Origin of the sequence: Pseudomonas vlassakiae, assembly GCF_014269035.2 — a bacterium.
GTDB lineage: Bacteria > Pseudomonadota > Gammaproteobacteria > Pseudomonadales > Pseudomonadaceae > Aquipseudomonas > Aquipseudomonas vlassakiae.
Window position 1 is genome coordinate 92,702 of record NZ_JABWRP020000013.1, and the last position, 25,167, is coordinate 117,868.

At 59.4% G+C, this 25,167-nt stretch carries 29 protein-coding genes and 1 pseudogene; 21 read left to right on the forward strand and 9 right to left on the reverse strand.

Annotated elements, in window-relative coordinates:
* Positions 1–302: 302 nt before the first annotated feature.
* The 5 genes from HU738_RS17540 to HU738_RS17560 all read left to right on the forward strand — a co-directional run bounded on the left by HU738_RS17540 (position 303) and on the right by HU738_RS17560 (position 4,457).
* Positions 303–689 carry a hypothetical protein gene (locus HU738_RS17540; RefSeq protein ID WP_186603680.1) on the forward strand — a complete coding sequence of 129 codons (387 nt, stop codon included), beginning with the start codon at positions 303–305 and terminating at the stop codon, positions 687–689.
* A 358-nt stretch (positions 690–1,047) separates the two neighbouring features.
* Positions 1,048–1,404: a hypothetical protein gene (locus HU738_RS17545; RefSeq protein ID WP_332262034.1), complete on the forward strand. Its 357-nt coding sequence runs from the start codon at positions 1,048–1,050 to the stop codon at positions 1,402–1,404.
* Between the two features lie 263 nt (positions 1,405–1,667).
* Positions 1,668–3,311 (forward strand): DUF637 domain-containing protein, encoded by a 1,644-nt coding sequence (locus HU738_RS17550; protein ID WP_367616173.1) that lies wholly within the window; start codon positions 1,668–1,670, stop codon positions 3,309–3,311.
* Positions 3,312–3,321: 10 nt separating this feature from the next.
* Entirely contained in the window at positions 3,322–3,669 is a 348-nt protein-coding gene (locus HU738_RS17555; RefSeq protein ID WP_186603681.1) for a hypothetical protein, read from the forward strand.
* A 440-nt stretch (positions 3,670–4,109) separates the two neighbouring features.
* A complete protein-coding gene (locus HU738_RS17560) occupies positions 4,110–4,457 on the forward strand; it encodes an immunity 8 family protein (protein ID WP_186603682.1) in 348 nt (115 codons plus the stop codon).
* A 288-nt stretch (positions 4,458–4,745) separates the two neighbouring features.
* Here the strand turns inward: HU738_RS17560 and HU738_RS26210 are convergent, their stop codons facing one another.
* Positions 4,746–4,814 carry a hypothetical protein gene (locus HU738_RS26210; RefSeq protein ID WP_367616174.1) on the reverse strand — a complete coding sequence of 23 codons (69 nt, stop codon included), beginning with the start codon at positions 4,812–4,814 and terminating at the stop codon, positions 4,746–4,748.
* Positions 4,815–5,183: 369 nt separating this feature from the next.
* Between HU738_RS26210 and HU738_RS17575 the strand changes: the two genes are divergently transcribed.
* From HU738_RS17575 to HU738_RS17615, 9 genes and pseudogenes are all read left to right on the forward strand, one after another.
* The gene (locus tag HU738_RS17575) at positions 5,184–5,915 is read left to right on the forward strand and encodes a hypothetical protein (protein ID WP_367616175.1); all 732 of its coding nucleotides are present in this window, start codon (positions 5,184–5,186) and stop codon (positions 5,913–5,915) included.
* On the forward strand, positions 5,899–6,324 hold the full coding sequence (locus HU738_RS17580) for a hypothetical protein (RefSeq protein ID WP_186603686.1): 426 nt from the start codon (positions 5,899–5,901) through the stop codon (positions 6,322–6,324). The genes HU738_RS17575 and HU738_RS17580 overlap by 17 nt, the downstream gene beginning before the upstream one ends.
* The gene (locus tag HU738_RS17585) at positions 6,324–6,680 is read left to right on the forward strand and encodes an immunity 8 family protein (RefSeq protein ID WP_176507896.1); all 357 of its coding nucleotides are present in this window, start codon (positions 6,324–6,326) and stop codon (positions 6,678–6,680) included. Before HU738_RS17580 ends, HU738_RS17585 begins: the two co-directional genes overlap by 1 nt.
* A gap of 192 nt (positions 6,681–6,872) precedes the next feature.
* The gene (gene tnpB / locus HU738_RS17590) at positions 6,873–7,232 is read left to right on the forward strand and encodes an IS66 family insertion sequence element accessory protein TnpB (RefSeq protein WP_225923489.1); all 360 of its coding nucleotides are present in this window, start codon (positions 6,873–6,875) and stop codon (positions 7,230–7,232) included.
* Between the two features lie 40 nt (positions 7,233–7,272).
* Positions 7,273–7,962, forward strand: a pseudogene (tnpC, locus tag HU738_RS17595) (IS66 family transposase); the annotation flags it as partial.
* 67 nt (positions 7,963–8,029) lie between these two features.
* Positions 8,030–8,290 carry a DUF6429 family protein gene (locus tag HU738_RS17600; RefSeq protein ID WP_186603687.1) on the forward strand — a complete coding sequence of 87 codons (261 nt, stop codon included), beginning with the start codon at positions 8,030–8,032 and terminating at the stop codon, positions 8,288–8,290.
* Between the two features lie 192 nt (positions 8,291–8,482).
* Complete coding sequence (locus HU738_RS17605; RefSeq protein ID WP_186603688.1) at positions 8,483–8,656, forward strand: hypothetical protein; 174 nt, start codon at positions 8,483–8,485, stop codon at positions 8,654–8,656.
* Between the two features lie 309 nt (positions 8,657–8,965).
* Positions 8,966–9,421 (forward strand): DUF6392 family protein, encoded by a 456-nt coding sequence (locus tag HU738_RS17610; protein ID WP_186603689.1) that lies wholly within the window; start codon positions 8,966–8,968, stop codon positions 9,419–9,421.
* 407 nt (positions 9,422–9,828) lie between these two features.
* The gene (locus tag HU738_RS17615; protein WP_186603690.1) at positions 9,829–10,293 is read left to right on the forward strand and encodes a hypothetical protein; all 465 of its coding nucleotides are present in this window, start codon (positions 9,829–9,831) and stop codon (positions 10,291–10,293) included.
* A gap of 84 nt (positions 10,294–10,377) precedes the next feature.
* Here the strand turns inward: HU738_RS17615 and HU738_RS17620 are convergent, their stop codons facing one another.
* From HU738_RS17620 to HU738_RS17630, 3 genes are all read right to left on the reverse strand, one after another.
* A complete protein-coding gene (locus HU738_RS17620) occupies positions 10,378–10,650 on the reverse strand; it encodes a hypothetical protein (RefSeq protein ID WP_186603691.1) in 273 nt (90 codons plus the stop codon).
* A gap of 134 nt (positions 10,651–10,784) precedes the next feature.
* Positions 10,785–11,078 (reverse strand): addiction module antidote protein, encoded by a 294-nt coding sequence (locus HU738_RS17625; protein WP_186603692.1) that lies wholly within the window; start codon positions 11,076–11,078, stop codon positions 10,785–10,787.
* Entirely contained in the window at positions 11,071–11,373 is a 303-nt protein-coding gene (locus HU738_RS17630) for a type II toxin-antitoxin system RelE/ParE family toxin (RefSeq protein WP_186603693.1), read from the reverse strand. Before HU738_RS17630 ends, HU738_RS17625 begins: the two co-directional genes overlap by 8 nt.
* 228 nt (positions 11,374–11,601) lie before the next feature.
* Here HU738_RS17630 and HU738_RS17635 point away from each other — a divergent pair, with 228 nt between their 5' ends.
* Entirely contained in the window at positions 11,602–11,997 is a 396-nt protein-coding gene (locus tag HU738_RS17635) for a transcriptional regulator (RefSeq protein ID WP_176507909.1), read from the forward strand.
* Between the two features lie 106 nt (positions 11,998–12,103).
* Positions 12,104–13,030: a DMT family transporter gene (locus tag HU738_RS17640; RefSeq protein ID WP_176507910.1), complete on the forward strand. Its 927-nt coding sequence runs from the start codon at positions 12,104–12,106 to the stop codon at positions 13,028–13,030.
* Here HU738_RS17640 and HU738_RS17645 read toward each other — a convergent pair.
* A complete protein-coding gene (locus tag HU738_RS17645) occupies positions 13,027–14,199 on the reverse strand; it encodes an MFS transporter (RefSeq protein WP_186603694.1) in 1,173 nt (390 codons plus the stop codon). The two genes, HU738_RS17640 and HU738_RS17645, sit on opposite strands and share 4 nt — an antisense overlap.
* Positions 14,200–14,305: 106 nt before the next feature.
* Between HU738_RS17645 and ptrR the strand changes: the two genes are divergently transcribed.
* Entirely contained in the window at positions 14,306–15,199 is an 894-nt protein-coding gene (gene ptrR, locus HU738_RS17650) for a putrescine utilization regulator PtrR (protein WP_099815964.1), read from the forward strand.
* Between the two features lie 125 nt (positions 15,200–15,324).
* Positions 15,325–15,453 (forward strand): PA1414 family protein, encoded by a 129-nt coding sequence (locus tag HU738_RS26160; protein ID WP_302468944.1) that lies wholly within the window; start codon positions 15,325–15,327, stop codon positions 15,451–15,453.
* 64 nt (positions 15,454–15,517) lie between these two features.
* Here HU738_RS26160 and HU738_RS17655 read toward each other — a convergent pair whose 3' ends face one another.
* Entirely contained in the window at positions 15,518–16,897 is a 1,380-nt protein-coding gene (locus tag HU738_RS17655; protein ID WP_176507913.1) for a sodium:solute symporter family protein, read from the reverse strand.
* A gap of 139 nt (positions 16,898–17,036) precedes the next feature.
* Positions 17,037–17,987 (reverse strand): agmatinase, encoded by a 951-nt coding sequence (gene speB / locus HU738_RS17660; protein WP_054885670.1) that lies wholly within the window; start codon positions 17,985–17,987, stop codon positions 17,037–17,039.
* A gap of 223 nt (positions 17,988–18,210) precedes the next feature.
* Between speB and HU738_RS17665 the strand changes: the two genes are divergently transcribed.
* The 3 genes from HU738_RS17665 (at position 18,211) to HU738_RS17675 (ending at position 21,473) form a co-directional block, all read left to right on the forward strand.
* A complete protein-coding gene (locus tag HU738_RS17665) occupies positions 18,211–19,104 on the forward strand; it encodes a LysR family transcriptional regulator (protein ID WP_152953938.1) in 894 nt (297 codons plus the stop codon).
* Between the two features lie 134 nt (positions 19,105–19,238).
* Entirely contained in the window at positions 19,239–20,804 is a 1,566-nt protein-coding gene (locus tag HU738_RS17670) for a methyl-accepting chemotaxis protein (protein ID WP_186603695.1), read from the forward strand.
* A 72-nt stretch (positions 20,805–20,876) separates the two neighbouring features.
* A complete protein-coding gene (locus HU738_RS17675; RefSeq protein ID WP_186603696.1) occupies positions 20,877–21,473 on the forward strand; it encodes a tRNA-uridine aminocarboxypropyltransferase in 597 nt (198 codons plus the stop codon).
* A gap of 122 nt (positions 21,474–21,595) precedes the next feature.
* On the opposite strand, the gene HU738_RS17680 is transcribed toward HU738_RS17675, so the two are convergent.
* Together HU738_RS17680 and HU738_RS17685 are read right to left on the reverse strand one after the other, a co-directional pair.
* A complete protein-coding gene (locus HU738_RS17680) occupies positions 21,596–22,939 on the reverse strand; it encodes an HlyD family type I secretion periplasmic adaptor subunit (RefSeq protein ID WP_496198495.1) in 1,344 nt (447 codons plus the stop codon).
* A gap of 18 nt (positions 22,940–22,957) precedes the next feature.
* Positions 22,958–25,093 carry a type I secretion system permease/ATPase gene (locus HU738_RS17685; RefSeq protein WP_186603704.1) on the reverse strand — a complete coding sequence of 712 codons (2,136 nt, stop codon included), beginning with the start codon at positions 25,091–25,093 and terminating at the stop codon, positions 22,958–22,960.
* Between the last annotated feature and the right edge of the window lie 74 nt (positions 25,094–25,167).

Consider the following 25,167-nt stretch of genomic DNA (forward strand, 5'->3'; position numbering starts at 1 on the left):
CCTCGCGTCCTCCCAGTCCTTGATCCGCTTGCCATGCATGCCGAGGAGCTAGGTGGAGCCAAACGGATATGCACTCAATCCAGCCACCGGTGTGTGGGAAACCATCACGATTTTCCCGGTGAGATGATAGTTATGAATAAATATTCATCAGTTGAAAATGCGCTCGAGTCACTGTTCTTCGTAGAGGTGGGGTTGAGCGACGAAGATGCCTTTACGCTCTTCGATGGAATGTAATAAGGACTATCGAGATAATTTCGAGGCAGAGTTGCGGGCGATATTTGCAGATCCGTCGGTCATCATAGATGATGCTTCTAGAAAATCAGCATTACTGTGTTTATCCCGCTGACAATGAGAGCAACGAAAAGATTCTTTATAAGTTTGATATGGAGCAGAGTGGTTCTCCCGCAAACTCTGCCTTGAAAATATTTCAGGCGTATAGTTGTTTATCGAGTAGAGGCTCAACAGGGTTGGCTGCTTCAGCAGGTTTTATTAAGCCTGCTGAAACAGTGCTCGCTTGTAGCAGTGGTCCAAAAGCAACGACAGCGGCTGGGGAGCTTGCTGGCGTACCTCCCAAAAACCCATTGCTTGATGATTCAATTCCGAGAAATGGTGATCGTCTGGTCGTGAACCAAGGGCCCGTGCCTTTGCAGACACAACTCTTGCGGTATGGTTTTGGATACGTTGGGTAAGGAGGTTGATATCGGATCTCTTATCCAAACGATTGCGCCTTCTGAGGGGTGGGATTTACACTCGAGATGTTGCAAGCCTGATGACTTCTGAAGGTGTTCCTGCAAGTGCCTTTGGGAGCAGAAATGTTGCTGATTTGGCTAGGTACACCGGTGATGGAGCTTCGGTGGTTGTCCGCATTGTTGACAACACGAAAGGTACTGACTTTTCCCATTTTGTAGTGGTGGATGGGGTTACAACTAGAAATGGAATCTCCGTTGTAGCTATTCGCGATCCGCATGGTACCCAACATTTTAGTCCCGTCAGTACCTTTCAAATAAATTTTTCAGGTGAGGTTGTTGTTCCTCGGAGTGCACTTAAGTGAAATTAAATATCGACTTCCCTGAAAACATGATGACGGATGAATTACTCAGACAGGAACGAATACCCTGCTTTTGCAAGGTTTCAAAAGAATTTGAGATTTCGTTTTCGGATACTGTTCCTGAGTCATCGGGGGTGGTATCAGAATGGGATCGTAGAGAGCTGGAATTGAGAGCCGTTGCAGGGGCGGGCGGTCGGTATACGCATTTTGCTAATGGTTTGATTACATTGCAGAAGATTAATGAAAGCATTTACAAGATCCTTGATCTTGAGATGTTTTGTAGAAGTTACGGCTGGTGCGCTGTCTTACGTGGTGGGGAGTATGCGCCTCCTGGAAATTTTTGGGATGAAGAGTAAAGATTTTCTGATGAATGCTAGGCTAGGGATTCAATTGCATGAACGGACTCTCCTAGTCGAATTTCGAATCCAATCATTGATATGGTTTAACTGAAGCTCCCTAACTTTGTACCACGCTAACACCGGCTTTGTGCCGGTGTTTTTGTACCCGGTCTGCACCCCTTTTGCCGCCTTCCTGCACCCATCCTGTAGCCCTTTTGCACTCAAGCTGCACCCTTTCTGCAGTCAAGTTGCACCCCTTTTAGCTGGACACGCTCGACGGCATCGCAGGTTTAGGCCTTCAGGCCGGCTTCACTGGTGTTGCGTCGGGGGTGACGCAGACCGTCATCAAGGGCGGAAGCCTTGGCGACAACCTGATGCAGAGCCTGGTGTCGCAGGCCGGCAGTGTGGTTGCAGCGGTGGCCTTCAATAGCGTCGGCAGTTATGCCCTGGAGCAGCAGATCAAGGCCGAGGGCCTCGGGGACAGCAGCGGGGCGGCCTTCTGGCGCGAAGGTGGCGAGGGCCGGATTGCCCTGCATGCCCTGACCGGTGGCGCGATCTCGGCTGCCACCGGTGGTGACTTCACCACTGGCGCAGTTGCGGCCGGGGCCAACCAGGCCATGGCCAACGTGCTTGACCAGACCTTCAAGAGCCAGCCAGCGTTGCGCCAGGCCTTCTCTCAGCTGGTGGGCGCCGCCGCCGCTGGCTTGGCCGGTGGCGATGTGAACAGCGGGGCGTGGATCGCCCAGATGGCCGACCAGTACAACCGCCAGGCGCACCCCGACGAAACGCGCCTGATCAAGAAGGAGGCGCAGGCACTGGCCGACGCGGCCGGCATCAGCCCCGGCGAGGCCGAGCAGCGCATGGCCCAGGCGTTCGCCTACTACACCGACAGGCAGTGGCAGGAAGTACTGACCAAGCAAGGCCTGGTGATCGATGCCGTGACCATGGACTACCTGGCCAGGGCGCTTACACCGATGGCTGCCGATTACGATGCGGCGCAAGCGGTGGGCGACGTTCCTGTTGTCGAGGGGGCCGGCAAGCAGTACACCCCTGAACAGACGTTGGCGTTGCTCAAGGGGTATGCGAGCAACCATAGCGGCTACTTCAACGACAACAAGATGTACGGTGAGTACCTGCTGGCGGGCAAGGAGAATGAGGACTACTACAACCGTAACCTGAATTTCGGCAAGCTCGACCCAAATGCCCAGGTGCTGGGCGCGGGGAAGGGCATTGCCGACTCCGTGGTGGAACAGATCAAAGGCCTGTACGGGCTGGGCGAAGGCCTGGTGACGAACCCGGAAGGTACCACCACCGGCGTCTTGCATGAACTGATCAAGTCTGCGAGCAACCCGCAGGATGTGGTCAAGGCGTTCCTGCAGGCCGAGCAGAATGCCGACATCCAGGCACGGCTCTTCCGGCTGCAAGGTGAGCCCGGGAAGGCAGCCGAGGTAGAGGCGAAGTGGGCAACGGATTTCGTTTCGACTTTTGTTGCCGTCAACGGTGCTGCTAAGCTTGGGCAGGTCGCCGAGTCGCTCATGAAGCGGGAAAGCGCGGCGCGGGTGGCTGCGGAAGGTAGCAGTGGTGCGAAAGGTATCGAAATTGCGCCGGGTAAATTTGACTACCTCTTTGGCAGAGTAGCCAGTAACTCCCATAATGCTTCTCGTTCGAATCAGCTTGCGCTAGAAATGAAGAGGCTTGGTGTTCCTGACAATGCCGCTGGTCGTCAGATGCTAACGGATCACTTGGCGCTTTCGGCTAAAACTGAAGGTAATGTGATAAATACGTTCTCAAACCAATATGGAAAATTCGAGGTTAAGGAGTCATTATTCGTGGGCCCGTCGGGCAAGGCTGCTAACTTCCAAAGCACGTTCCAGGTACTTGGTGATGGAACTCGTAAACTAAGCACGGTCATACCGCTTCACTGAGGATTCAGTAATGGAATTTCCTAGCGAAAATGATTTTTTAGAAGAATTTGGTATTGAACCTATAGAGGTTGACAAAGATTTGGCTTTGTGTCGCTATAAACTAAAATCCCAAAATAGCGATCTTGAGTTGGATTTTTCTTTTAGCGCGGTTATGGAGTCGTTTCAAGTTGTATTGAAACTTGCCAAGAAGGAGCTAGCTATCATTTCGTCAGAAAGCGTGAAGTCTATCGAACTCGTACGGGGTAGTTCAGAGGCTGGAGTTCGTGTTGTCTTTGATATTCGTGATTCGATTTCGGAGGCTATGGTTACGTTCGAACCTGATTTGAGCTGTCGATGGTGGACGTTGCGTAAAACATAGCTGCGATCCTTTAATTCTCCTGTTAGATTGGTGCAAAAGGCGGAGCTTCTAGCTACGGCTCTGAAAATGCGACCTTGTATGTAAAACCGAGGGATCAACAAGAAAAAACTGAGCAATATTGCTGCTCAGTGCTTAGGTTAGTTGCGGCTGTGAACGGAGTGGAACGAAAAATTCGAACTTCTCTATAGGTAACGGTACATCTTTCGAAGCCAATCAGTTGGGTAAAATATGGGTTGGAGATGGTGCAGTAAAAACAAGTAATGGGCTTGGTTTTATTAGCGCGGACGGCACTCGTGTATATAGGCCGCCAACACCAAAAGATTCATCTTCTGCAAAGACAGGCGTGCAGGCAAATTTTGAAGCATACAAAATCAACCCGGTAACAGGTCAGCGCGTAAAGTAAGTAACGGCCATCTGGATGTGGCTGACTAGGAGGAATGATGCGTGCTGTTGTAAAAGGTATTTCTAATGATATTTTTGATGTTGAGACCTACGTTCCTGAGAATCTGGACAGATTTTCTTTAAGTCTTCGTATTCGAATTGGTCTTGATTGTACACAAGGCGCAGATGATTTTGAGCTTTTCATCTGCAATCCAAAGTGGTTAGAAGAGACAATGTGGGAGCCTCGTTGGGGTAGAGGTCTATTAATTGTTCGAGAATATGATTTTCCGACTATTAATGGATTGATTCATGAATATGTGAATCGCTGCGAGGGTGATAGCTGGGAAGCAATCGTGATAAAGCTAGGGAAGGTATTTTCCTGGGAGTTTGATGATTACCAGTCCTAATCAATAGGATTATTTAGCTACGCCGGCCTCGTGCCGGTGTTTTTTATCTGCTTGCTGCAAAATCTACCTTCCTGCGCTCTTGCTTTGGACGTGGCCTGAGCGATCAGGGTATCGAGCATCTGCGCAAAAAATTTCTGTTGACTCTTCGGCAGTTGGTCGATGGCTTCCAGTTGCTGTTGTCATTTCGGAGCCGGGTCACGCTTACGCGCAGTGGTTTCCTGCTGCTGACCAAAAAAGCTCTTCTAGTGTGGCCGAAAGCAACCGGGCCAGCTCTGGCAACGCTGCCACCTAGATACGCCGGTTGCCGGATTCATAGGTTTGGATGGTCTGCTGGAACATGCACAGCCTTTCGGCCAGTTGGGTCTGGGTGTTGCCGTGTTCTTTGCGCAGGCGGGCATGCGTTCGCCCAAGGGGATGAAAATTCACGTTCTTCGCTGGTGATGCTCATGGCTGTCGTCGAGCCAATCTGTAAAGATGGGCGGCTCTGGAAGTTTACGCTCATGCTTGAGTAGCGGAGCATCCTTGGTTTAGTGCGTGCTTTTTGCGGCACTTAAAAGAGCGTCCTTCGACCGGTAATGCTTACCAGCCCGGTCGGCATGCACGGTGGTACGTTAATCATCTTTGTGATCAGTCTCTCTCTACGCCTTGATCCGCTTTCCGATCAACTGACATTTTTCCGGCGAATCATTGCTCGCCGTCCCCAGCTCCATCCGTTGGAGCTCATCGTTGATTTCCTTGGCCTTCTGCGGGTTCTGTTCGGTCAACTGGCTGAGCAACCCGGCCAGCTCTTGCCGTTTCTGTGTTGCAGAAACCAATGCCGACAACGACGTGGAGTTGCGCGCGGGGTTGATCGACAAGAAGGGCGACATCAATCTGGTGTCGGACAACGACACTGCTTATAGCTACAGCGATCCGAGCCATGTCTCTGATGAGCGTGGTCGCGTTCAGATGGCGCTCACGTATGCGAGCAACCATAGCGGCTACTTCAACGACAACAAGATGTACGGTGAGTACCTGCTGGCGGGCAAGGAGAATGAGGACTACTACAACCGCAACCTGAATTTCGGCAAGCTCGACCCAGATGCCCAGGTGCTGGGCGCGGGGAAGGGCATTGCCGACTCCGTGGTGGAACAGATCAAAGGCCTGTACGGGCTGGGCGAAGGCCTGGTGACGAACCCGGAAGGTACCACCACTGGCGTCTTGCATGAACTGATCAAGTCTGCGAGCAACCCGCAGGATGTGGTCAAGGCGTTCCTGCAGGCCGAGCAGAATGCCGACATCCAGGCACGGCTCTTCCGGCTGCAAGGTGAGCCCGGGAAGGCAGCCGAGGTAGAGGCGAAGTGGGCAACGGATTTCGTTTCGACTTTTGTTGCCGTCAACGGTGCTGCTAAGCTTGGGCAGGTCGCCGAGTCGCTCATGAAGCGGGAAAGTGCGGCGCGGGGTGGCTGCGGAAGGTAGCAGTGGTGCAAAAGGGGGAGCTGTTAGCTCCGGCGCTGAAAATGCGGCCTTGTATCCAAAGCTGAAGGATCAACTGATACGAGAAAATCTGAGCAATATTGCGGCCCAGGACTCAAGGTTAGCTGCTGCTGTGAACGGCAGCGGAACGAGAAATCCGAATTTCTCCATAGGTACTGGTTCCGCCGCTGAGGCTGACAGCCTCGGTCAGATATGGGTTGGTGACGGTGCTAGACCTATTTCGGGTGTTCCTGGAGGCTTAATTAGTGCCGATGGAGCCCGTGTGTATAGACCCCCAACGGCAAAACCTAATACTCCTGCTCAATATAATCCAACAGGGGTGCAGGCTAATTTTCAGACGTTGCAAGACGGAAAAGTTGTTGGTAATGGCCACTTGAGTGTTACGAACTAATGAAGGCAGTCATAAAATCAATCGACCTGAACGATGCCATTGGTTTTGATCAATATTGGCCCGATGACGAAAAAATCTTTGGGATATGGCTGACAGTTCAAATTGGACCTGATGATCAAGAGGGCGGGCATCTGTTTCAGATACTTGTATGTACTCCCGACTGGATTAAAAACAAGTATTGCTCCCAGGGGGCTGTGTGGGGGCGACATATGCTGATCGTTTTTGAATACGACAAGGATCTGATAGTCAAAGAAATTTCAAACTACGTTGATGGTTGCTCGGGAAAGGAGTTTTGGGATGTAGCCCAAAAACTATCTCGTATCGGGGCATGGGAATTTGAAGATTACGAACCATAGCTAACAAAAATATGCATGCATACCTGACACCGGCCCTGTGCCGGTGTTGTTTTATCTGCTTACTGCAAAGTTTCCCTTCCTTCGCTGCTCGCCTTGGTCGTGGCCTGAGCGATCAGGGCATCGAGCATCTGCGCAACAAATTTCTGCTGGCTCTTGGGCAGTTGCCCGATTTCTTTCTGGAGCCTGCCGAAGATGATGCGCCCCGACGCCAAAGTCGAAAAAGTCTTTCTCTACCCCAAGCCCGTCGACTTCCGAAAGTCCATCGATGGCCTGGCTGCGCTGGTCGAACTCGATATCAAAGTGGCGGTGTTCGACCCGGTGCTTTTCGTCTTCCTCAACAAGCCGCGCAACCGCGTGAAGATCTTGTACTGGGAATGCAACGGCTTCTGCCTCTGGCCCAAACGCCTCGACTCCGAACGGTTCAAAACCTCACCCGATCTGACTGTCGTGGCCATCGTGCTGACCGTTCAGGAACTGAACTGGCTACTCGACGGCTTCGACCTCTGGCGCAACCGTCCGCATCAGGTTTTGACGCCTCGATACGTCGCCTGATTCGGTATAATCCGCGGCATGATTTCCATGCCCGAAGACCACCACCAGCCGAGCGCAGGAGGTGCCGACGCGCCTGCTGGAAGGCTATCGCGGCTATGTCATGACGGACGACTACGCCGGTTACAACGCGTTGGCTGCACAGGATGGCGTGGAGCGGTTGGGCTGCTGGGCGCACGCACGCCGCAGGTTCGTCGAAGTGCAGAAAGTGCAGCCCAAGGGTAAAACCGGGCGCGCAGACATCGCCCTGAATTTGATCAACAAGCAGTATGGCATCGAGCGCGACCTTAAGGACGGCAGCGATGAAGATCGTAAGGCTGCCCGCATGGAGCGCAGCCTGCCATTGCTGGCTCAACTGAAAAGCTGGGTAGAGAAAACGCAACCTCAGGTCAGGACGCAGAATGCCTTGGGCAAGGCCATTGGCTACTTAGCCAGCAACTGGAGCAAGTTGGAACGCTACATCGAGCACGGCTGCTTACCGATCGACAACAACGCAGCCGAGCGTGCGATCCGCCCGTTTGTTATCGGCAGAAAGAACTGGTTGTTCAGTGACACGCCCAGAGGGGCGACGGCCAGTGCGCAACTTTACAGCCTGGTCGAGACGGCCAAAGCCAACGGCCAAGAACTCTATGCGTGGCTGCGCCACGCGCTGGCACTCCTGCCGCAGGCGTCCGCCGTGGAAGACTACCAAGCGCTGCTGCCGTGGAATTGCACGCCTAATATACATAGTTAAGTGCTCCCCCATTGTGGGTCAGATGGAGCCTGCGACGCGCTTGAATGACAAGAGCGGGGTAACGACCATGGAATACGACGAAAAACTGATTGAAAACGCAGTGCTTGCCTTGTTGGCAGCCTATAGCTCCGACAAGGGTAACGCGTGGAAAGGATTTGACTTCGAGATCATGAATAGACTGCATGAACGGGGTTTCATCAGTGATCCAGTTAATAGAAACAAATCCATCTGGTTGACGGCGGAGGGGTTGGAGCGAGGCCGACAGTTAGCTGACCAGTTGTTCGGGTTAAAGACTCAAGCGGGGCAGGTGCCCGACTCGAATACCTGATTTCCCCGTCCTTGATGTAACGGGTGAGGTTTAAGGATCGCTTACGATGAAACGCGCCTGATCAAGACGGAGGCGCAGGCACTGGCCGACGCGGCCGGCATCAGCCCCGCCGAGGCCGAGCAGCGCATGGCCCAGGCATTCGCCTACTAAACCGACAGGCAGTGGCAGGAAGTACTGACCAAGCAAGGCCTGGTGATCTATGCCGTGACCATGGACAACCTGGCCAGGGCGCTGACACCGATGGCTGCCGATTACGATGCGGCGCAAGCGGTGGGCGACGTTCCTGTAGTCGAGGGGGCCAGCAAGCAGTACACCCCTGAACAGACGTTGGCGATGCTCAAGGGGTATGCGAGCAACCCGAGGTAGAGGCGAAGTGGGCAACGGATTTCGTTTCGACCTTCGTTGCCGTCAACGGGTTTTTCAGTTGTCGATATTGCATGGCTCGTCGACGATCAGCCGATAGACCCTTCATTTGCTTTTTCTGATGGTCCAAGAGTGGGTGTATTTTTTTATTCCTCGTCTGAGCCTTGGATTATGAGTTTGCTAGATAATCGCGTTTATGTTGGTAATGCATAGGTACATAAGGCATAGTGGCTGTCTGAGCACCGTTGCCAGAAACATTCATACTAGGCAGCAAGGCAAGCATGTTCTGGAACCGCCAGGCAGGGGTGATTGATGGAATGGGTGGTACTGCTTGGCTTAGTGGGTAAGGGGCAGGATGACCAAGTTTTTGTGAGTCTGGTCAGTGCACTTGGTGAAAAGCCGCAGGTAAGCATGTCACCGTCAGTTCGTGACGATCTCGAGGATAGGACGGTTTATCAAAAATTTCTAAAAAATGGGATTGAGTTGGGTTTCCGTGCCCGACGTCTCAATCAGATTCATCTTTTCGTACAGCGTCACGAAGGCTACTCTCGATTTACAGGGGAAGTGCTCGATTTGCCTGCTCATCTTTGGACGCGAGATAAGCTTGTAAAAGCTCTGGGGAAGCCGAATGCACACGGTGGGGACAAGATGGATGGTCTGTTGGGCTATATCCGGCCTTGGCTACGCTATGAAAAAGTTGGCGTGGCGTTCCATGCTGAATTTTCTCAAGATGGACGGCTCTGGAAGTTTACTCTCATGCTCGAGTAGCGGAGCATCCTTGGTTTAGCGCGTGCTTTTTGCCGCGCCTTTTAAGGGTATCCATTCGACCGGTACTGTTCACCGGCCCGGTCGGCATGGGCGGTGGTCCGTTAACCAGCTTTGTGATCCACCTTTCTCAGTTCTTGATCCGCTTGTCGAACTGACACTTGGGCGCAGCACAGGGCGGTGGCACAGGCGATCCTCAGCAGCGGCTTTATCCTTTCCGCCTCCGGCGGTGGTGTTGCCGATTGAGGCCAACATACGGCGGTTGGTCCGGCCACAACGACCGGCGGCTATACCTATGCGTATATTTATTGCGCTCCCTCCTCGGCTCGCCAGTACGATGCTGCTATCGAACAAATGTTAAGGTACGCAGAAACACCTCGATCCCAAGGATTCTATCAAGGGTTGAACTTATGAAATTTACATACTGCGCCCGAAACGGGCTGCAGGTTTTTGCGGGAATTCGCGCGCGCAACGACGTAAGAGCAAGGCTAGGACTGCCGTATAGGATATTTGCCAAAACCACATTTTCCGAAAATTCGACTGATGCCTTCGGCGGCGTTTTGCTGCAGGCATGGTATGACAAGAATGATTACGTGACAGGCGTGCAGTTGTACGAGCCAGAGGCTAGATTTGAGTTTCGAGGTCAGTCAATTCTTGGCGCTTCAGTGCGTGAGGTGGAAAGGGCGCTGCAAGGCCTCAATGCTCATTACGAATTCGAGGAGGATGGTTCTGGTCTGAAGCTGCTTGCCGATGGTTTGGAATTAGGTCTATATGCTCCGGATGCGAAAGATGATAAAGAAGCCAAAGTAGAAGCAGTTTATATCCCTATTCCCCGCTTGATGGACGATGATGCAGCTTTTTCTACACAACGATAAATCAGGCGAAGCCTCCGTTGAGTAAGACCAGAGGCCTCGCCGCTGCTCTGCATGCGAGGTTCGTTTTTTCCACGTGATGATTACTCACTCAGCCTTCTTCCCTGCCTCCTTCAACTCCTTGATCCGCTTGTCGATCAACTGACACTTGTCCGGCAAATCCCTACTCGCCGTCCCCAGCTCCATCCCCTGGAGCTCGTCATTTATCTCCTTGGCCTTCTGCGGGTTCTGCTCGGTCAGCTGACTGACCAACCCAGCCAGCTCTTCGCGTTTCTGCGTCGCTTCTTCCGGCGTGCAAGCCCAGGCGGGCAGTGCGCAGCACAGGGCGGTGGCACAGGCGATCCTCAGCAGCGGTTTCATCCTTCCTACCTCCGGCGGTGGTGTTGCCCGGTGGAGGCCCGCATTCGATGGTTGGTTCAGCGCCAACGACCGACGGCTATCCCACTGGGTGCCCTCTAGTCTCGCCCTCAAGCAGAGTATTGAGGGTTGAAGCATCAATGGGCCAGATGCGGTTTTGCAGCCATGTCGATACCCAGAGCCTTCATCACTGCCAGAAAAGATTTCAGTGTAGGGTTGCCGTGCTCGCTGAACGAGCGATAAAGCTGTTCACGTGAAAGGCCAGTCTCTTTTGCCAACTCACTCATGCCCTTGGCCCGTGCCACGACGCCTACGGCTTTTGCAACATAGCCAGCATCGCCTGTCTCCAATGCATCTGTCATGAAATGCGCTATGGCCTCAGGTGTGGTGAGGTAATCCGCTGGATCGAATTCGAAGAATTGTTCAGTCATTTTGCATCCTCCACGAACGCAGAATCTGGTGGGCAGCCCTGATGTCTCTTTGTTGGCTGCTCTTGTCTCCACCACAGAGCAGGATCACCCAAGTATCGCCCGATTGGTGAAAGTACACCCGGTAACCCGGACCATAGTGAATCCTGAGTTCACTAACGCCGTGGCCAACGGGCAAGACATCGCCGGGCAAACCTTCAACGAGACGGTTGATGCGAGAGATGATCCTGAACCTGGCATTGGCATCTCGAAGCCCGACCACCCATTTTCTGAAACTGCTGGATTCGATTTTTTTCATCGGGCGAATGTAGTTTATAAAATACATTCGTGGGATACAGCAAATAGTTTCTACCTTTTGCCACCTGATACACGGTGTGAGCGACCTTGTTTCAGCCCACTCCCGTTGCGGACTTAGCCGTAGTCCAATTCGGAACGTTCGTGTCTAGATAACTTTTGGAACACTCCCGCCTGCCAACAGGTCCCAACCTGTGTATCCCCCCTTCGTCCACAGCAGGAGGCCATCTCCATGAGCAGCACCTACGACTGGGACCTGATCGAGCGTTTGCTGCACGAAGTGCAGAACGGCGCCGGTCACAGCTTCACGCCACGCCCCTATGCCGAGCAGCACGCTGCGGCGCTGGCCGCCAAGGGCCAGCCAGTGGGTGACCTGGACCACTTGAAGACCCGTGCGTGCGAATACGAGAAGCTGCTGTTCGAGCGCGGTTTCATAGAAACTCGGCCGCCGGAGGATGGCGGCAATGGCGAAAACTTCGTGCTCACCGAGCGTGGTTCGCGCTTGCTCAGCCTGATCGACAGCAGCATCCCCGGCTTCGAGCACCCGCGCCAAGTGCTGGATGAACAAGAAGACGCACTGGATGAAACCACCTTCGAGCAGGTCTCGGCCAAGGCACAGATCGCTTGAGGTCGTTTTGAGGCTGGCAAGGGCGGGCCGGGAAACCCGATAATCGGTATTCCTTGACCACTGCCGAGCCCTTGCCGATGCCCTCGACCACCCAAAAGGCCCGCCCATGAGCGCGGCCCGCAAGAACCCCGACGCCTTTGCCTTCCAGGTGATGCTGGGCCTGTGCCTGATCTGGGGCTGCCAGCAGGTGCTGATCAAGACGGCGGCGGTGGACATCGCGCCGGTGATGCAGGCGGCCCTGCGTAACTGCATCGCCGCGGTGCTGGTGGGGCTGATGATCTGCTGGCGCGGTGGCTGGGAACAGGTGGGCAGCACCTGGCGGGCGGGGCTCGTGGCCGGAGCGCTGTTCGGCCTGGAGTTCCTGTTCATCGCCGAGGGCCTGAAGTTGACCTCGGCAGCGCACATGTCGGTGTTCCTCTATACCGCACCCGTTTTCACTGCGCTGGGCCTGCACTTCATGCTGCCCAGCGAGCGGCTGCGGTGGTTGCAGTGGCTGGGTATCCTGCTGGCGTTCGGCGGGATAGCCGTGGCCTTTGCCGGCGGCCTGTCGTTCGCTGACATGGATGGACGAATGTTGCTCGGCGACGCCTTTGGCGTGCTCGCCGGGCTCGCCTGGGGCGCGACCACGGTGGTGGTGCGTGGCTCGCGCCTTTCGGAAGCTCCGGCGACCCTGACCTTGTTCTATCAACTGGCTGTAGGCTTTGCCGGATTGCTGCTGATCGCCCTGGTCAGCGGGCAGATTGGCGATGTGACATTGACGCCGCTGGCGGTGGGCAGCGTGCTGTTCCAGGGGATCGTCGTGTCGTTCGTCAGTTACCTCACCTGGTTCTGGTTGCTGCGTAAGTACCTGGCCTCCAACCTGGCGGTGTTTTCCTTCATCACTCCGTTGTTCGGTGTGACGTTCGGCGTCGTACTGCTGGGTGAGCCGTTGAGTCTGAACTTTGTGCTTGGGGCGGTGATGGTGCTGCTGGGGGTGATCCTGGTCAGTGCCGAGCCATGGGTGAAGCAGCAACTGCGCAAGTTTGTCGGTTAAGCGGCGCTCTGAGGTTCAGCCTGGCACGCTTGGAGGCTGCGGCCACTGGTCAGCACCAGCGCACCCGCTACCCCCAGGCCCACTGCCGCCAGCACCAGCGCCGGCTGCAAACTCCCGCTGTAGTGGTTGCTCAGCGCCGCCAGCAACGGCCCGCTCAACTGCCCCAACGCAAAGCACGCGGTCAGCAGCCCGGCATTGCGTTGGGTGGCATGCGGCGCCAGTTCCCGCGAGCGCTGCATCACCAGCTGCATGCACGCCAGGAAGGGCCCGCCGCACAGCACCACGCCCAGGGCCAGGCCAACGCCACCCCCCATCAGGCAAGCCAGTACGCCCAACCCTTGCAGCCAAAGGGTGACAGTCAGCCAGGTCGAAGTGCGGCCCGCCCGGCGCAGGCTCACCAGTACCACACCCAGCGCGGCTGCCAGGCCGAACGCTGGCCAGAACAGGTCAGCCATCCAGTGGCCGCGAAACTGCTGGTTGGCCATCTGCGACAGGAAGGTGGCCGGCAGGATGTAACCCACGCCATACAAGGCATAGACCAAACCGAGGCGACCGATACCGACGCTACGGGTTGGGCCCTGCTGCGCGGCAGTGGGCAGCACGGCAGGCTGCAGGGCGCGAGGCAGCCAGGGGCGCACGGCCAGCAGCATGACCAGCGCTGCAACGGCATAGATCAGCCAGAGTGCCGCCGAGCCAAGCCCCAGCAAATGCGCAGCCAGTGCCAGCAAACCGGTCAGCGCAATGCCCAACCCAGGCCCGGCGAACACCATCGCCCCAAAGCGTTGGCGGTTGTGGGCATTGGCCACTTGCTGGCTGAGGCTGGTGATCATCACCAGTACCCAGGCACTGGCCACGCCCGTGCCGAAGCGCAGCAGCAGGTGGCTCCAGAAGCCGTCGGCAGCCCAGGAAGCCAACGTCAGCAGCACGCACAGCCACAGGCCGCCGTGCAGGCGCAGTTTCACCTGGTTGGGCCGACGGGCGTACATGGCGTCCACGGCGCCTAGGAAGTAACCCAGGTAGTTGGCTGCCGCGACCAGCCCGGCGGCAGTCAGGTCGAACTGCCCTTCGGCGATCAGTTGCGGCAGTTGCGGGGTGAGGGCGAAGCGGCCAATGCCCATGGCCATCATCAGGGCCACGGCGCTGGCCAGCAATTGTACGAGCGGCGACATGAGGACTCTCCTGCGCGAATCGATGCGATGGATGGCAGGTTAGGGCGGATTGACTTTCAATAAAATTGAATAATGATGATCAAGTTGTTCTGTTTTGGAGAATGTCATGGAGTTCAGCCAACTGCGCATCTTCCAGGCCGTGGCCGAGGAAGGTTCGGTGACCCGCGCCGCCGAGCGGCTGCATCGGGTGCCGTCGAACCTGTCGACGCGCCTGCGCCAGCTCGAAGAGCAACTGGGGGTGGAATTGTTCCTGCGCGAACGTCAGCGCTTGCAGCTGTCACCCGCTGGCAAGGTGCTGCTGGATTACGCCAACCGCCTGTCGGCGCTGCGTGATGAAGCGGTAGCGGCGGTGCAGGGCGGCCAGCCGGCCGGCGATTTCGTGCTGGGCACCATGTACAGCACTGCCGCCATCCACTTGCCGGCGCTGTTGGCGCGCTACCACCAGCAATACCCGGCGGTGAACCTGCAGGTACAGGCAGCCCCCAGCGGCGACCTGCTGGAAGGCCTGCTCAGCCATCGCCTGGATGCCGCACTGGTGGACGGCCCGCCAAGCCTGGCCGGGCTGGATGGTGTGCCGCTGTGCGATGAAGTGCTGGTCTTGATCACCAGCCCGGAACACCCGGCGGTGCGCAGTGCCAGGGACGTGGCCGGCAAGGCGGTGTTCACCTTCCGCCAGGGCTGTTCCTACCGTATGCGCCTGGAGGCCTGGTATGCCCATGACCACACGCCGATGGGGCGGGTGATGGAAATCGAGTCGTACCAGAGCATGCTGGCCTGCGTGATTGCGGGTGCGGGCGTAGCCTTGATGGCGCAATCGATGCTCGACAGCCTGCCTGGGCGTGATCGAGTCAGCGCGCATCGGTTGCATTCACCCTTCGATCACGCAGAAACCTGGTTGATGTGGCGCCAGGGCATGCGCGGGGCGAATTTGCAGGCCTGGATCGATCTGCAACAAACCGAAACGATTAACCAGTCGTCGGAATGCGCCGTTTCCGCTTGATCCGCGTCAATCTAGACCATATCTGTAGGAACAAGAGCATGCGTAGTACAGGACATCGGACTATGATCTGTATGAAACATCGCAAGATTGAATTTGCCGTGAGGCTGACCCGTCAAGGGGGCATTATGAAAAACCCAATGTTCAACTGGCTCCACGACCTGGCCGTCGCCTTGGGGCTGATTCCACCACCTTTGCAGCCGGTGCCGATCCCGACTGATGAAGAGCAGCGCAAGCGCCAGCCGCGTCGTCGCTGAAATGCAAAAGGCCGCAGCATCTGTCCGATGCCGCGGCCTTGTTGTTTCTGCTGTTATGGCCTGATCAGGCCAGCTTCACTTCACCCAGCGGCTTGCGCGACAGCACGCTCACCAGCACGAAGCTCACCAGGCCAACCGCCAGGCTGTAGTAGATCGGCGTGTTGGCATCCAGCCCGTCCTTGAACATGAAGAACAGTGCGGTGGCAAAGCCCAGCGACATGCTGGCGATGGCGCCTGCGGTGGTTGCACGCTTCCAGAAGATCGCCCCGATCAGCGGGATCAGCATACCGCCGACCAGCAGGTTGTAGGCCAGGGTCAGGGCGCTGATCACATCGTTCACCGCCATGGCGATGCCCAGCACCACCAGGCCGGTGATCAGGGTGAACAGGCGGCTGACGCCCAGGCTCGACTGCTTGCCGCCACGCAGCTTGGGCAGCAGGTCTTCGGTCAGGGTGGTCGAGGCTGCCAGCAAGCCAGCACTGGCGGTCGACATCATGGCCGCCAGCGCGGCTGCCATCAGCAGGCCACGAATGCCTTCCGGCAACTGGCCCTTGATCATCTCGGCAAAGGCATTGTTCGGGTTGGCCAGGTCCGGCATCAGCACATGGGCGGACATGCCGATCAGGGCGCACGCCAGGCCGTACAGCACGCAGTACACACCGGCGGTGGTGCCGGCGCGCTGGCAGACCTTTTCGTCACGGGCAGTGAATACTCGCTGCCAGATGTCCTGGCCGATCAGGATGCCGAAGAAGTAGATCAGGAAGTAGGTGATGATGGTGTCCCAGCCGATGGTGGTCCAGCTGAAGCTGGCCGCCGGCAACTTGGCCACCAGGGTATCCCAGCCACCGGCCTTGTACAGGCAGATGGGCAGCAGGATGAACATCAGGCCAACGGTCTTGATCACGAACTGGACGATGTCGGTGAGGGTCAGCGACCACATGCCACCAATGGTCGAGTAGATCACCACCACACCGCCGCCGAGCAGCAGCGACGCCCAGAAGGGCAGGTCGAGCAGCACTTGCAGCACGGTTGCCATGGCCAGGGTCGAGGTGACGCCGATCATCAGCGCATAGGCCAGCATGATCGCCGCGCTGGCCTGGCGGGCCATGGGGTTGTAGCGGCGCTCCAGCACCTGGGTCACGGTGAAGATCTTCAGGCGCAGCAGGGGTTTGGCCAGGAACAGGTTGAGGGCGATGATGCCCAGGCCCAGGGCGGCACACAGCCAGAAGCCGGAAATGCCGTGGACGTAGCCCAGGCGCACGGTGCCGACGGTGGAGGCGCCGCCGAGCACGGTGGTGGCCATGGTGCCCATGTACAGGGTCGGGCCGAGGTTGCGCCCGGCCACGAGGTAGTCTTCGTGGGTTCTAGCGCGCCGCATGCCATACCAGCCCAGCCCGAGCATGCCGACGGTGTAGATCATTACAACAATGATGTCCAAGGCCATTGGGGGTCTCCCGATTATCTTTATTATGGCGAGATCGACCGCAAGGCGGGTTCACGGCGCCCGGCGGTCTTGTCTTGTGTTGGCGGGCCTCTATGGCCCTCCCTCATGGCTCCTGCCGGGGTACTTCAGGCAAAGCTGATCAGCGACGCACGACGCCCGGCAGCACGCAGAGCATCTCGAACAGCAGGTTGGCGCCAAGCAGCGAGGTGTTGCCGGTGGTGTCGTAAGGCGGGGAGACTTCGACCAGGTCACAGCCGATCAGGTCCAGGCCGTGGCAGCCGCGAATGATCTCCATCGCCTGGATGGTGGTCAAGCCGCCGATTTCCGGGGTGCCGGTGCCTGGGGCCCAGGCCGGGTCGATGCCGTCGATGTCGAACGACAGGTACACCGGGCCACCGCCGACCTTTTCGCGCACTTCGGCCATCAGCGGTTCCAGTGACTTGTGCCAGCACTCTTCGGCCTGCACCACGCGGAAGCCCTGGCGGCGGCTCCAGTTGAAGTCGTCGGCGGTATAGCCTTGGGCGCGCAGGCCGATCTGCACCACACGGTCGCAATCGAGCAGGCCTTCTTCCACGGCGCGGCGGAAGGTGGTGCCGTGGGCGATCTTCTCGCCGAACATGTGGTCGTTGACGTCGGCGTGGGCATCGATGTGCACCAGGCCGATCTTGCCGTGCTTCTTGTGCAGGGCGCGCAGGATCGGCAGGGTGATGGTGTGATCGCCACCGAGGGTCAACGGGATGACGTTGTGTTCGACGATCTCGTCGTAGGCTTGTTCGATGATGCGCACGGCGTCGAGCAGGTTGAAGGTGTTGATCGCCACGTCACCGATGTCGGCCACCGATAGCGAGTCGAACGGGGCGGCACCGGTGGCCATGTTGTACGGGCGGATCATCACCGATTCGGCGCGGATCTGCCGCGGGCCGAAGCGGGTGCCGGAGCGCAGCGAGGTACCGATGTCCAGGGGTACGCCGATGAACGCGGCGTCAAGGCCTTCGGCGCTTTGCAGGTGGGGGAGACGGAGCATGGTGGCGATGCCGCCGAAACGCGGCATTTCGTTGCCGCCCAGTGGTTGGTGGAGAACTTTGTCCACGGTGGGCCTCATCAGTCGGTCGATTGTTCTGTTTGTTCGAACCTGTGCCGCCGCACGCCTCTCAGCTTCGTATATGCCGGCGGGCAGGGCCATTTCGGCCAAGTCTGCGCAAGGTAGTGCGTGAGAAAAATCGCTACCGGCAAATACTTACTTCAGGAATTTCTGAACTATCGCCCACAGGAGCGGTTAGACTGCGCGCAGATACCTTGCGGAACCGTTGCCCATGGCCTCGACCTTGCCCGACCTGAAACTGCTGCGCATCTTCGTCAGCGTGGTGCGCCACCAGGGGTTCGCCAATGCCCAGCGCGAACTCAACCTGTCGACCTCGGCCATCAGTACCTACATGAGCCAGCTCGAAGGCGCCCTGGGGATCGTGCTGTGCCACCGTGGCCGGGGCGGCTTCAGCCTGACCAGCAAGGGCGAGCTGTTCCATCAGGAGACCCTGCGCCTGCTGGCCGAGCTGGACGGTTTCGAACAGTACGCCGCAGCGCTCAAGGGCGAGCTGCGCGGCACCCTCAACCTGGGGGTGATCGACTCCACGGTTGGCGACCAGGCGCTGCCCTTGGCCGAGGCCATCGGGGCCTATAGCCAGGAACACCCGGCGGTGCACCTGCACCTGTCGGTGTCCAGCCCCTACGAGCTGCAACTCGGTGTGCAGGACAACCGTCTGGACCTGGCCATCGGCGCGTTTTCCTCGCGCATGAGTGGTTTGCTCTACCTGCCGCTTTACCGCGAACAGCATTGGCTCTATTGCAGCAGCCGCCACTCGCTGTTCGCCGAGCGGCGCATCCCCGAGCAGGTGGTGACGCAGCAACGCATGGTGGGGCGTGGCTACTGGAGCCAGGCCGAACTGGCCCGGCACGGCTTCAAGCACAGTGCGGCGACGGTAGAAAGCATGGAGGCGCAGCTGATCCTGATTCTCTCGGGCGCCTACATCGGCTACCTGCCCGAGCACTACGCCCAGGCTTGGGTCGACAAGGGCGACCTCAGGGTGCTATCGCCGGCGACTTTCGGGTATCAGGCGCCATTCTCGCTGATCGTGCGCAGGGGGCGTAGTCGTGAGCCGCTGATTCAAACATTCCGGGACCTGCTCAAGAGCCAGTTGAATGTCGGTTGAAGGGTGAGCTTCGTAGGACAATCCGACTGAGTGCGCTAAATAAATTTCCAAATTAGCCGCTAACCCCTCCACGCTCTGCTAGATATTTAGTTGCGCTGCACCCTCAATACCCCCTCTTCGAAGGACCGTTCAAGATGCGCATGAACTTGCCCGTCACTGAGCACGAAAGAACCTTTCCCCACGAGCAGCGCCTGATCTCCACCACGGACCTCAATAGCCGCATCACCTACTGCAATGACGCCTTCGTCGCGATCAGCGGTTTTACCTACGACGAACTGGTCGGCCAGCCACACAACCTGGTGCGTCACCCTGACATGCCCCCCGCCGTGTTCGGCCATATGTGGGAGACCATCAAGCAAGGCAAACCCTGGATGGGGGTGGTCAAGAACCGCGCCAAGAACGGCGATCACTATTGGGTCAGCGCCTATGTCACGGCGATCTACGAGAATGGCCGCATCAGTGGCTACGAGTCGGTGCGTTCGGTGCCGACCCGCGAGCAGATCCGCCGTGCCGAAGCCCTGTACGCGCGGCTGCGCGCGGGCAAGTCGCCGGCGCCCTGGGCAGCCCGGTTGGCGCGTGGCGTGGCCCACGGCGGGCCGTTGATCGGCGCCGGCCTGCTGTCGGCTGCCGGCTACCTCTGGTTGCCGCCTTATCTGGCGCTGGGCGTGCTGATGACCAGCTTGCTGGTGGCCTGGTACCTGAGCGAACGCCAGCAAGGCCAAACGATCCGCCGCACGCTTGCGGAGCACCCGAAGGCGTTCACCAGCCCTTTGGTGGCCCTGACCTACAGTGACAATCCTGGCCTGCTGGGCCAGCTCGACCTTGCCATCATCAGCGAAGAAGCGCGCCTGCAAACCGCGCTTACTCGCCTGGTGGATGCCGGCGTCGGGGTCAAGTCGCGGGCCGCTCAGTCGGCCGACCTGTCCGATGCCCAGGCGCAGATGCTCGACCGCCAGCGCAGCGAGACCGACCAGTCGGCCACGGCCATCGCCCAGATGGCCGCAACCATCCAGGAGGTCACCCACAACGTGCAAAGCACGGCCCATGCCGCCGGTGACGCCGACCAGCTGGCCCAGCACGGCAGCGAGCTGGCGCAGCAGAGCCTGAAGGCCATGGGCAGCATGAACGAGGCGGTCAGTGACATTGGTCAGGCGGTCAACGCCCTGGCCGAGCAAACCCAGTCGATCGGCAGTGTGGTCGATGTGATCACGTCGATTGCCGAGCAGACCAACCTGCTGGCGCTCAACGCCGCGATCGAGGCAGCCCGCGCCGGCGAGCAGGGCAGGGGCTTTGCCGTGGTCGCCGACGAGGTGCGTTCGCTGGCGCAGCGCACACGTGCTTCCACCGACGAAATCCACCAGATCATCGCCTCGCTGCGTGCTGGCGCCGAGCGTGCAGTGAGCACTGCCAGCCGCGGCGAGCAGATTTCGCGCGACAGTGTGCAAAGTGTCGAGGCGGTGCAAACGGCGCTGGCCGGCATTGCCCAGGCGGTCAGCCGCATTACCGGCATGAGCCAGCAGATGGCCACGGCGTCGGAGCAGCAGAGCCATGTGGCCGAGGATATCAACCAACAGATCGTGCGCATTGCCCAACTGTGCGACCAGTCGGCGGGGCAGGCCAAACAGGGGGCCGAGATCAGTCAGGACCTGGAACGGATGGCCGAGTACCTGCATAGCCTGGCAGAGCGGTTCAACCGCTGAAGACGTTGGGGCCCGCAAAGCGGGCCCAAATTTCCAGCCTGTGGCAAAATCCCTCCGCCAACGGAGACCTCCATGCCCAGACCCCGCTGCGAACGCTGCCAGCGCCCGCTCGACCATTGCCTTTGCCCGCTGATCCCCAGCCTCGACAGCCGCACCCGCGTGGTCCTGCTGCAGCACCCCAGCGAAACCACCCACGCGCTGAACACCGCCCGCCTGGCCGCCCTGGGCCTGGTCAATGCCGAACTGCGGGTCGGGGAAGTGTTCACTGACCTTGGCGAGCTGTTGGCCAGCCCAGGCTACCGGCCTGTGCTGCTGTTCCCGGGCGAACAGGCGCAAGCGCTGACGGCGTACGGCGAAATGGACGACAGGCCATTGATGCTGATCGTCCCCGACGGCACCTGGCGCAAGGCACGCAAGCTGCTGTACCTGAATCCGCTGCTCGACGCGCTGCCTCGCGTGACCCTGGCCGAGGTGCCGCCTTCACGCTATCGCCTGCGCAAGGCGCCGGAGCCGGGGGCGGTGTCGACGATCGAGGCGGTGGTGCAGGCGTTGAACGTGCTGGAACAACCCGTGAATTTCGATGACCTGTTGCGGCCGTTCGAGGCGTTGATCGATGGGCAGATCAAGGCCATGGGCGCTGATGTGTTCGAGCGTAACCATGGGGCATGAGGGCGCATGCCTTGGCATTTTCAGCGCCTGTGAGACCGAGCGCCGCGCGGGCGGCGCGCGATTTCACAGGCGCCGACCATCCCCCGTCCTGCACCCGCCCGCCCTCACGCAATCCAAACCAGTCACCGCTCCCGTAACGCCTCGGTCCGTGCCTTGAGCACCGGCTTGAGCAAATAATCCAGCACACTCTTCTGCCCGGTGATGATGTCCACCGTGGCCACCATCCCGGGGATGATCAGCAGCGGCTTGTTGTCCCCGCCCAGGTGGTTCTTCTCGGTCCTCACCTGGATCAGGTAGAACGCATTGCCCTTGTCATCGGTGACGGTGTCGGCGCTGATCAGCTCCAGCTTGGCCTTGAGCCCGCCGTAGATGGTGTAGTCGTAGGCACTGAACTTGACCATCGCCGGTTGCCCCGGGTGCAGGAAGGCCACATCTTGCGGGCGCACCTTGGCCTCGATCAGCAGGTTGTCCTCGATCGGCACGATCTCCACCAGGTCGCTGCCCGGCTGCACCACTCCGCCGATGGTGTTGACCTTGAGCAACTTGACGATGCCACGCACGGGCGACACCACCGTAGTGCGGTTGACCCGGTCGTCGATGGCGATGCTGGTGGCGGTGATCTTGGACAGCTCGGTGCGCTTGTCATTCAGCTCCTTGGCTGCGTCCGAGCGGAAGCTTGCATCAGACTCCTCGATCTTGCTCTTGATCTCGGCGATCGCTGCCTCGGCGCGAGGGATGGCCAGGCTGGTGGCATTGAGCTGGCCGCGGGCTTCCACGGTGCGTTGCTTGAGGCGCAAAATCTCCACCGGCGAGATGGCGCCCTTGCTCACCAGCGGCGCCGACATGTCCGTTTCCTGCTGCAGCAGTGCCACGGCCGAGCGGTACTGGTCGACCTTGGAGCGGAACTCGGCCAGCTCCTGGTTCTTCTGCCGCAGTTGTTCGTTGAGGGTCTGTTTTTCGCTGGCCAGGCGCCGCTGGCGCGAACCGTACAGGGCGATCTCGTCTTCGGCGACCTGCGGCGCCTTCGCACGTACTTCATCCGAGAGCACGAACGGGCGGCCCTCGGCTTCCGCCGACAGGCGCTCGACCTGGGCGGTCAGGGCATAACGGTCAGCCTCGCTTTCGCCTTTGTTGGACTTGAAGCGGGTGTCGTCCAGGCGCAGCAACGTGGCGCCTTTTTCGACCATCTGCCCTTCGCGCACGAAAATCTCGGTCACGATGCCGCCTTCGAGGTTCTGCACCACCTGCACCTTGCTCGACGGGATGGCCTTGCCTTCGCCGACCGTCACTTCGTCGAGCACCGCCAGGCTGGCCCAGACCAGCGCCACCAGCAATAGCGCGGCGGCCAGCCACACGGTCAGCCGCGACAGGCGTGGCGAGTCCTGCAGGGTGGCGCCGGCCAGTTCCGGCATGTAGTCGCGTTCGGCCCGTTTGTCGGTGCCCTGGCTGCTGCGTACGCTTTGCATGAGAGGCATGGTGAGCTCCTACAGGGCCGAGCCGATACGGCCCTTGCGCAGGGCGTCGACAACCGCATCCTTCGGCCCGTCGGCGACGATCTTGCCGTTGTCCAGCACCACCAGCCGCTCCACCAGGCTGAGCATCGCGGTGCGATGGGTGACCAGCAGCACGGTCTTGCCTGGCACCCAGCTCAGCAGGCGCTGGCGCAGTTGCTCTTCGCTGCTGTTGTCCATGTGGCTGGTGGGCTCGTCGAGGATCAGGATCGGCGGTTCCAGCAGCAGCGCGCGAGCCAGCAGCACAGCCTGGCGCTGGCCGCCGGAGAGCAACTGGCCGCGCTCGCCTACCGGGCGGTCGAAACCGTTGGGGTGTTGCCGGGCCAGCTCGCTGACGCCCGTCAGTTCGGCCACTTCGAGCATGCGCGCATCGCTGATGTGGCGGGCGCCGAGGGTCAGGTTGTCGCGCAGGCTGCCGGCCAGCAGTGACAGGTCGTGGGCCACGTAGCCGATCTGGCTGCGCAGGTCGGCGATGTCCAGCTGGCGCAGGTCAAGGTTGTCCAGCAGCACCTGGCCTTCGTCGGGGTGATGGAAGCCCATCAGCAGGCGCCCGAGGGTGCTCTTGCCCGAGCCGCTGCGGCCGATGATGCCGATGCGCTCGCCGGGGGTGATGGTCAGGTTCACATCGTGCAGTGCCGGGCTGACTTGCCCCGGGTAGCGGAAGGTGATGTGGCTCAGCGCCAGGCCGCCCTTGAGCGTCGTGTGCTCCAGGGCCTGCTGATCGAGCTGGCGTTCCTGGGGCAGGGCCATCAGTGCGTCGGTACTGCGCATGGTCAGCTGCGCCTGTTGGTAGCGGGTGATCAGCCCGGCGATCTGGCCGAGCGGGGCGAGGACGCGGCTGCCGAGCATGTAGCTGGCGACCAGGGCGCCAACGCTGAGGTTGCCGGCGATGATGCTGTAGACGCCGGCGACGATGGTGGCCATGCCGCAGAACTGCTGGATGAACAGCGTGCCGTTGCTGGCCAGCGACGACAGGTTGCGGGCGTGGGCGTCGAGGCGGGCGATGGCGGCGTTGGTGTGTTCCCACTGGTACTGGCGTTCGCTTTCGGCACCGCAGGCCTTGAGGGTTTCCAGGCCGCCGAGGGTTTCGATCAACAGCGCCTGGCGCACGGCGCCGAGGCTCAGGCTTTTCTGCACGGTGTCGCGCAGGCGGGCCTGGATGGCCAGGGCAAAGCCTACGGCCAGCGGGAAGGCGATCAGCGGGATCAGCACCAGCCAGCCACCGAGCAGGCCGATCACCAGCAGCATCAGCGCCACGAAGGGCAGGTCGATGATGCTGGTCAGGGTGACCGCGGTGAGGAACTCACGCAGGCCCTGAAAGTCATGGATGCTTTGGGCGAAACCACCGATGGTGGCGGGCTTGGCCTTCATCGCCATGCCGGTGATGCGCTCGAACAGGGTAGCGGAGAGGATCAGGTCGGTCTTCTTGCCGGCCTGGTCCAGCAAGTGGGCGCGGACCATGCGCAGCACCAGCTCGAAGGCGGTGCCGATGAACAGGCCAGCGACCAGCACCCATAAGGTCGACAGCGCCTGGTTGGGGACCACGCGGTCGTACGTCTGCATCACGAACAGCGGCACCATCAGGCCGAGCAGGTTGATCAGCAGGCTGGCCAGCAGGGCGTCGCCATACAACCAACGGGAATGGCGCAGGGTGTCGCGGAACCAGGCGTTGACCCGCGGCAACAGCGGTGAGCGCACGTCTTCGAGGGTATGCCGTGGGCGGGCGAACAGGGCGTGGCCGCTGTAGGCCTGCTGCAGTGCTTCACGCTCGACCCATTGCTCGCCGCCTTCAGCTTCGCAGGGCAGAATCAGCGCGCGGCCGTCATCGCCCCAGCGCTGCAACACCGCGCTGCGGCCATTGTCGAGCAACAGAAGCACTGGCAGGTTGAGCGCCGAGATATCATCCAGTGCCCGCTCCAGCACCCGCGCTTGCAGCCCGGCACGCGCCGCAGCCCGCGGCAGCAAGTCGGCGCCCAGACGTTGCCGGGCCAATGGCAGGCCGCTGCACAGGCTGGCGCGGCTGGCCGGGCGGCCGTGCAACCGGCAGAGGATCAGCAGGCCATCGAGCAGTGGGTCATCGACATCCGGGCGCGGTTGCGCACTTTGCATACTGGTCACGATGGCCTACTCCCGCCAGGTGGATGGTTTTGCTGTGCAGGCGATCCGTGCCAGTGCGGGCGACG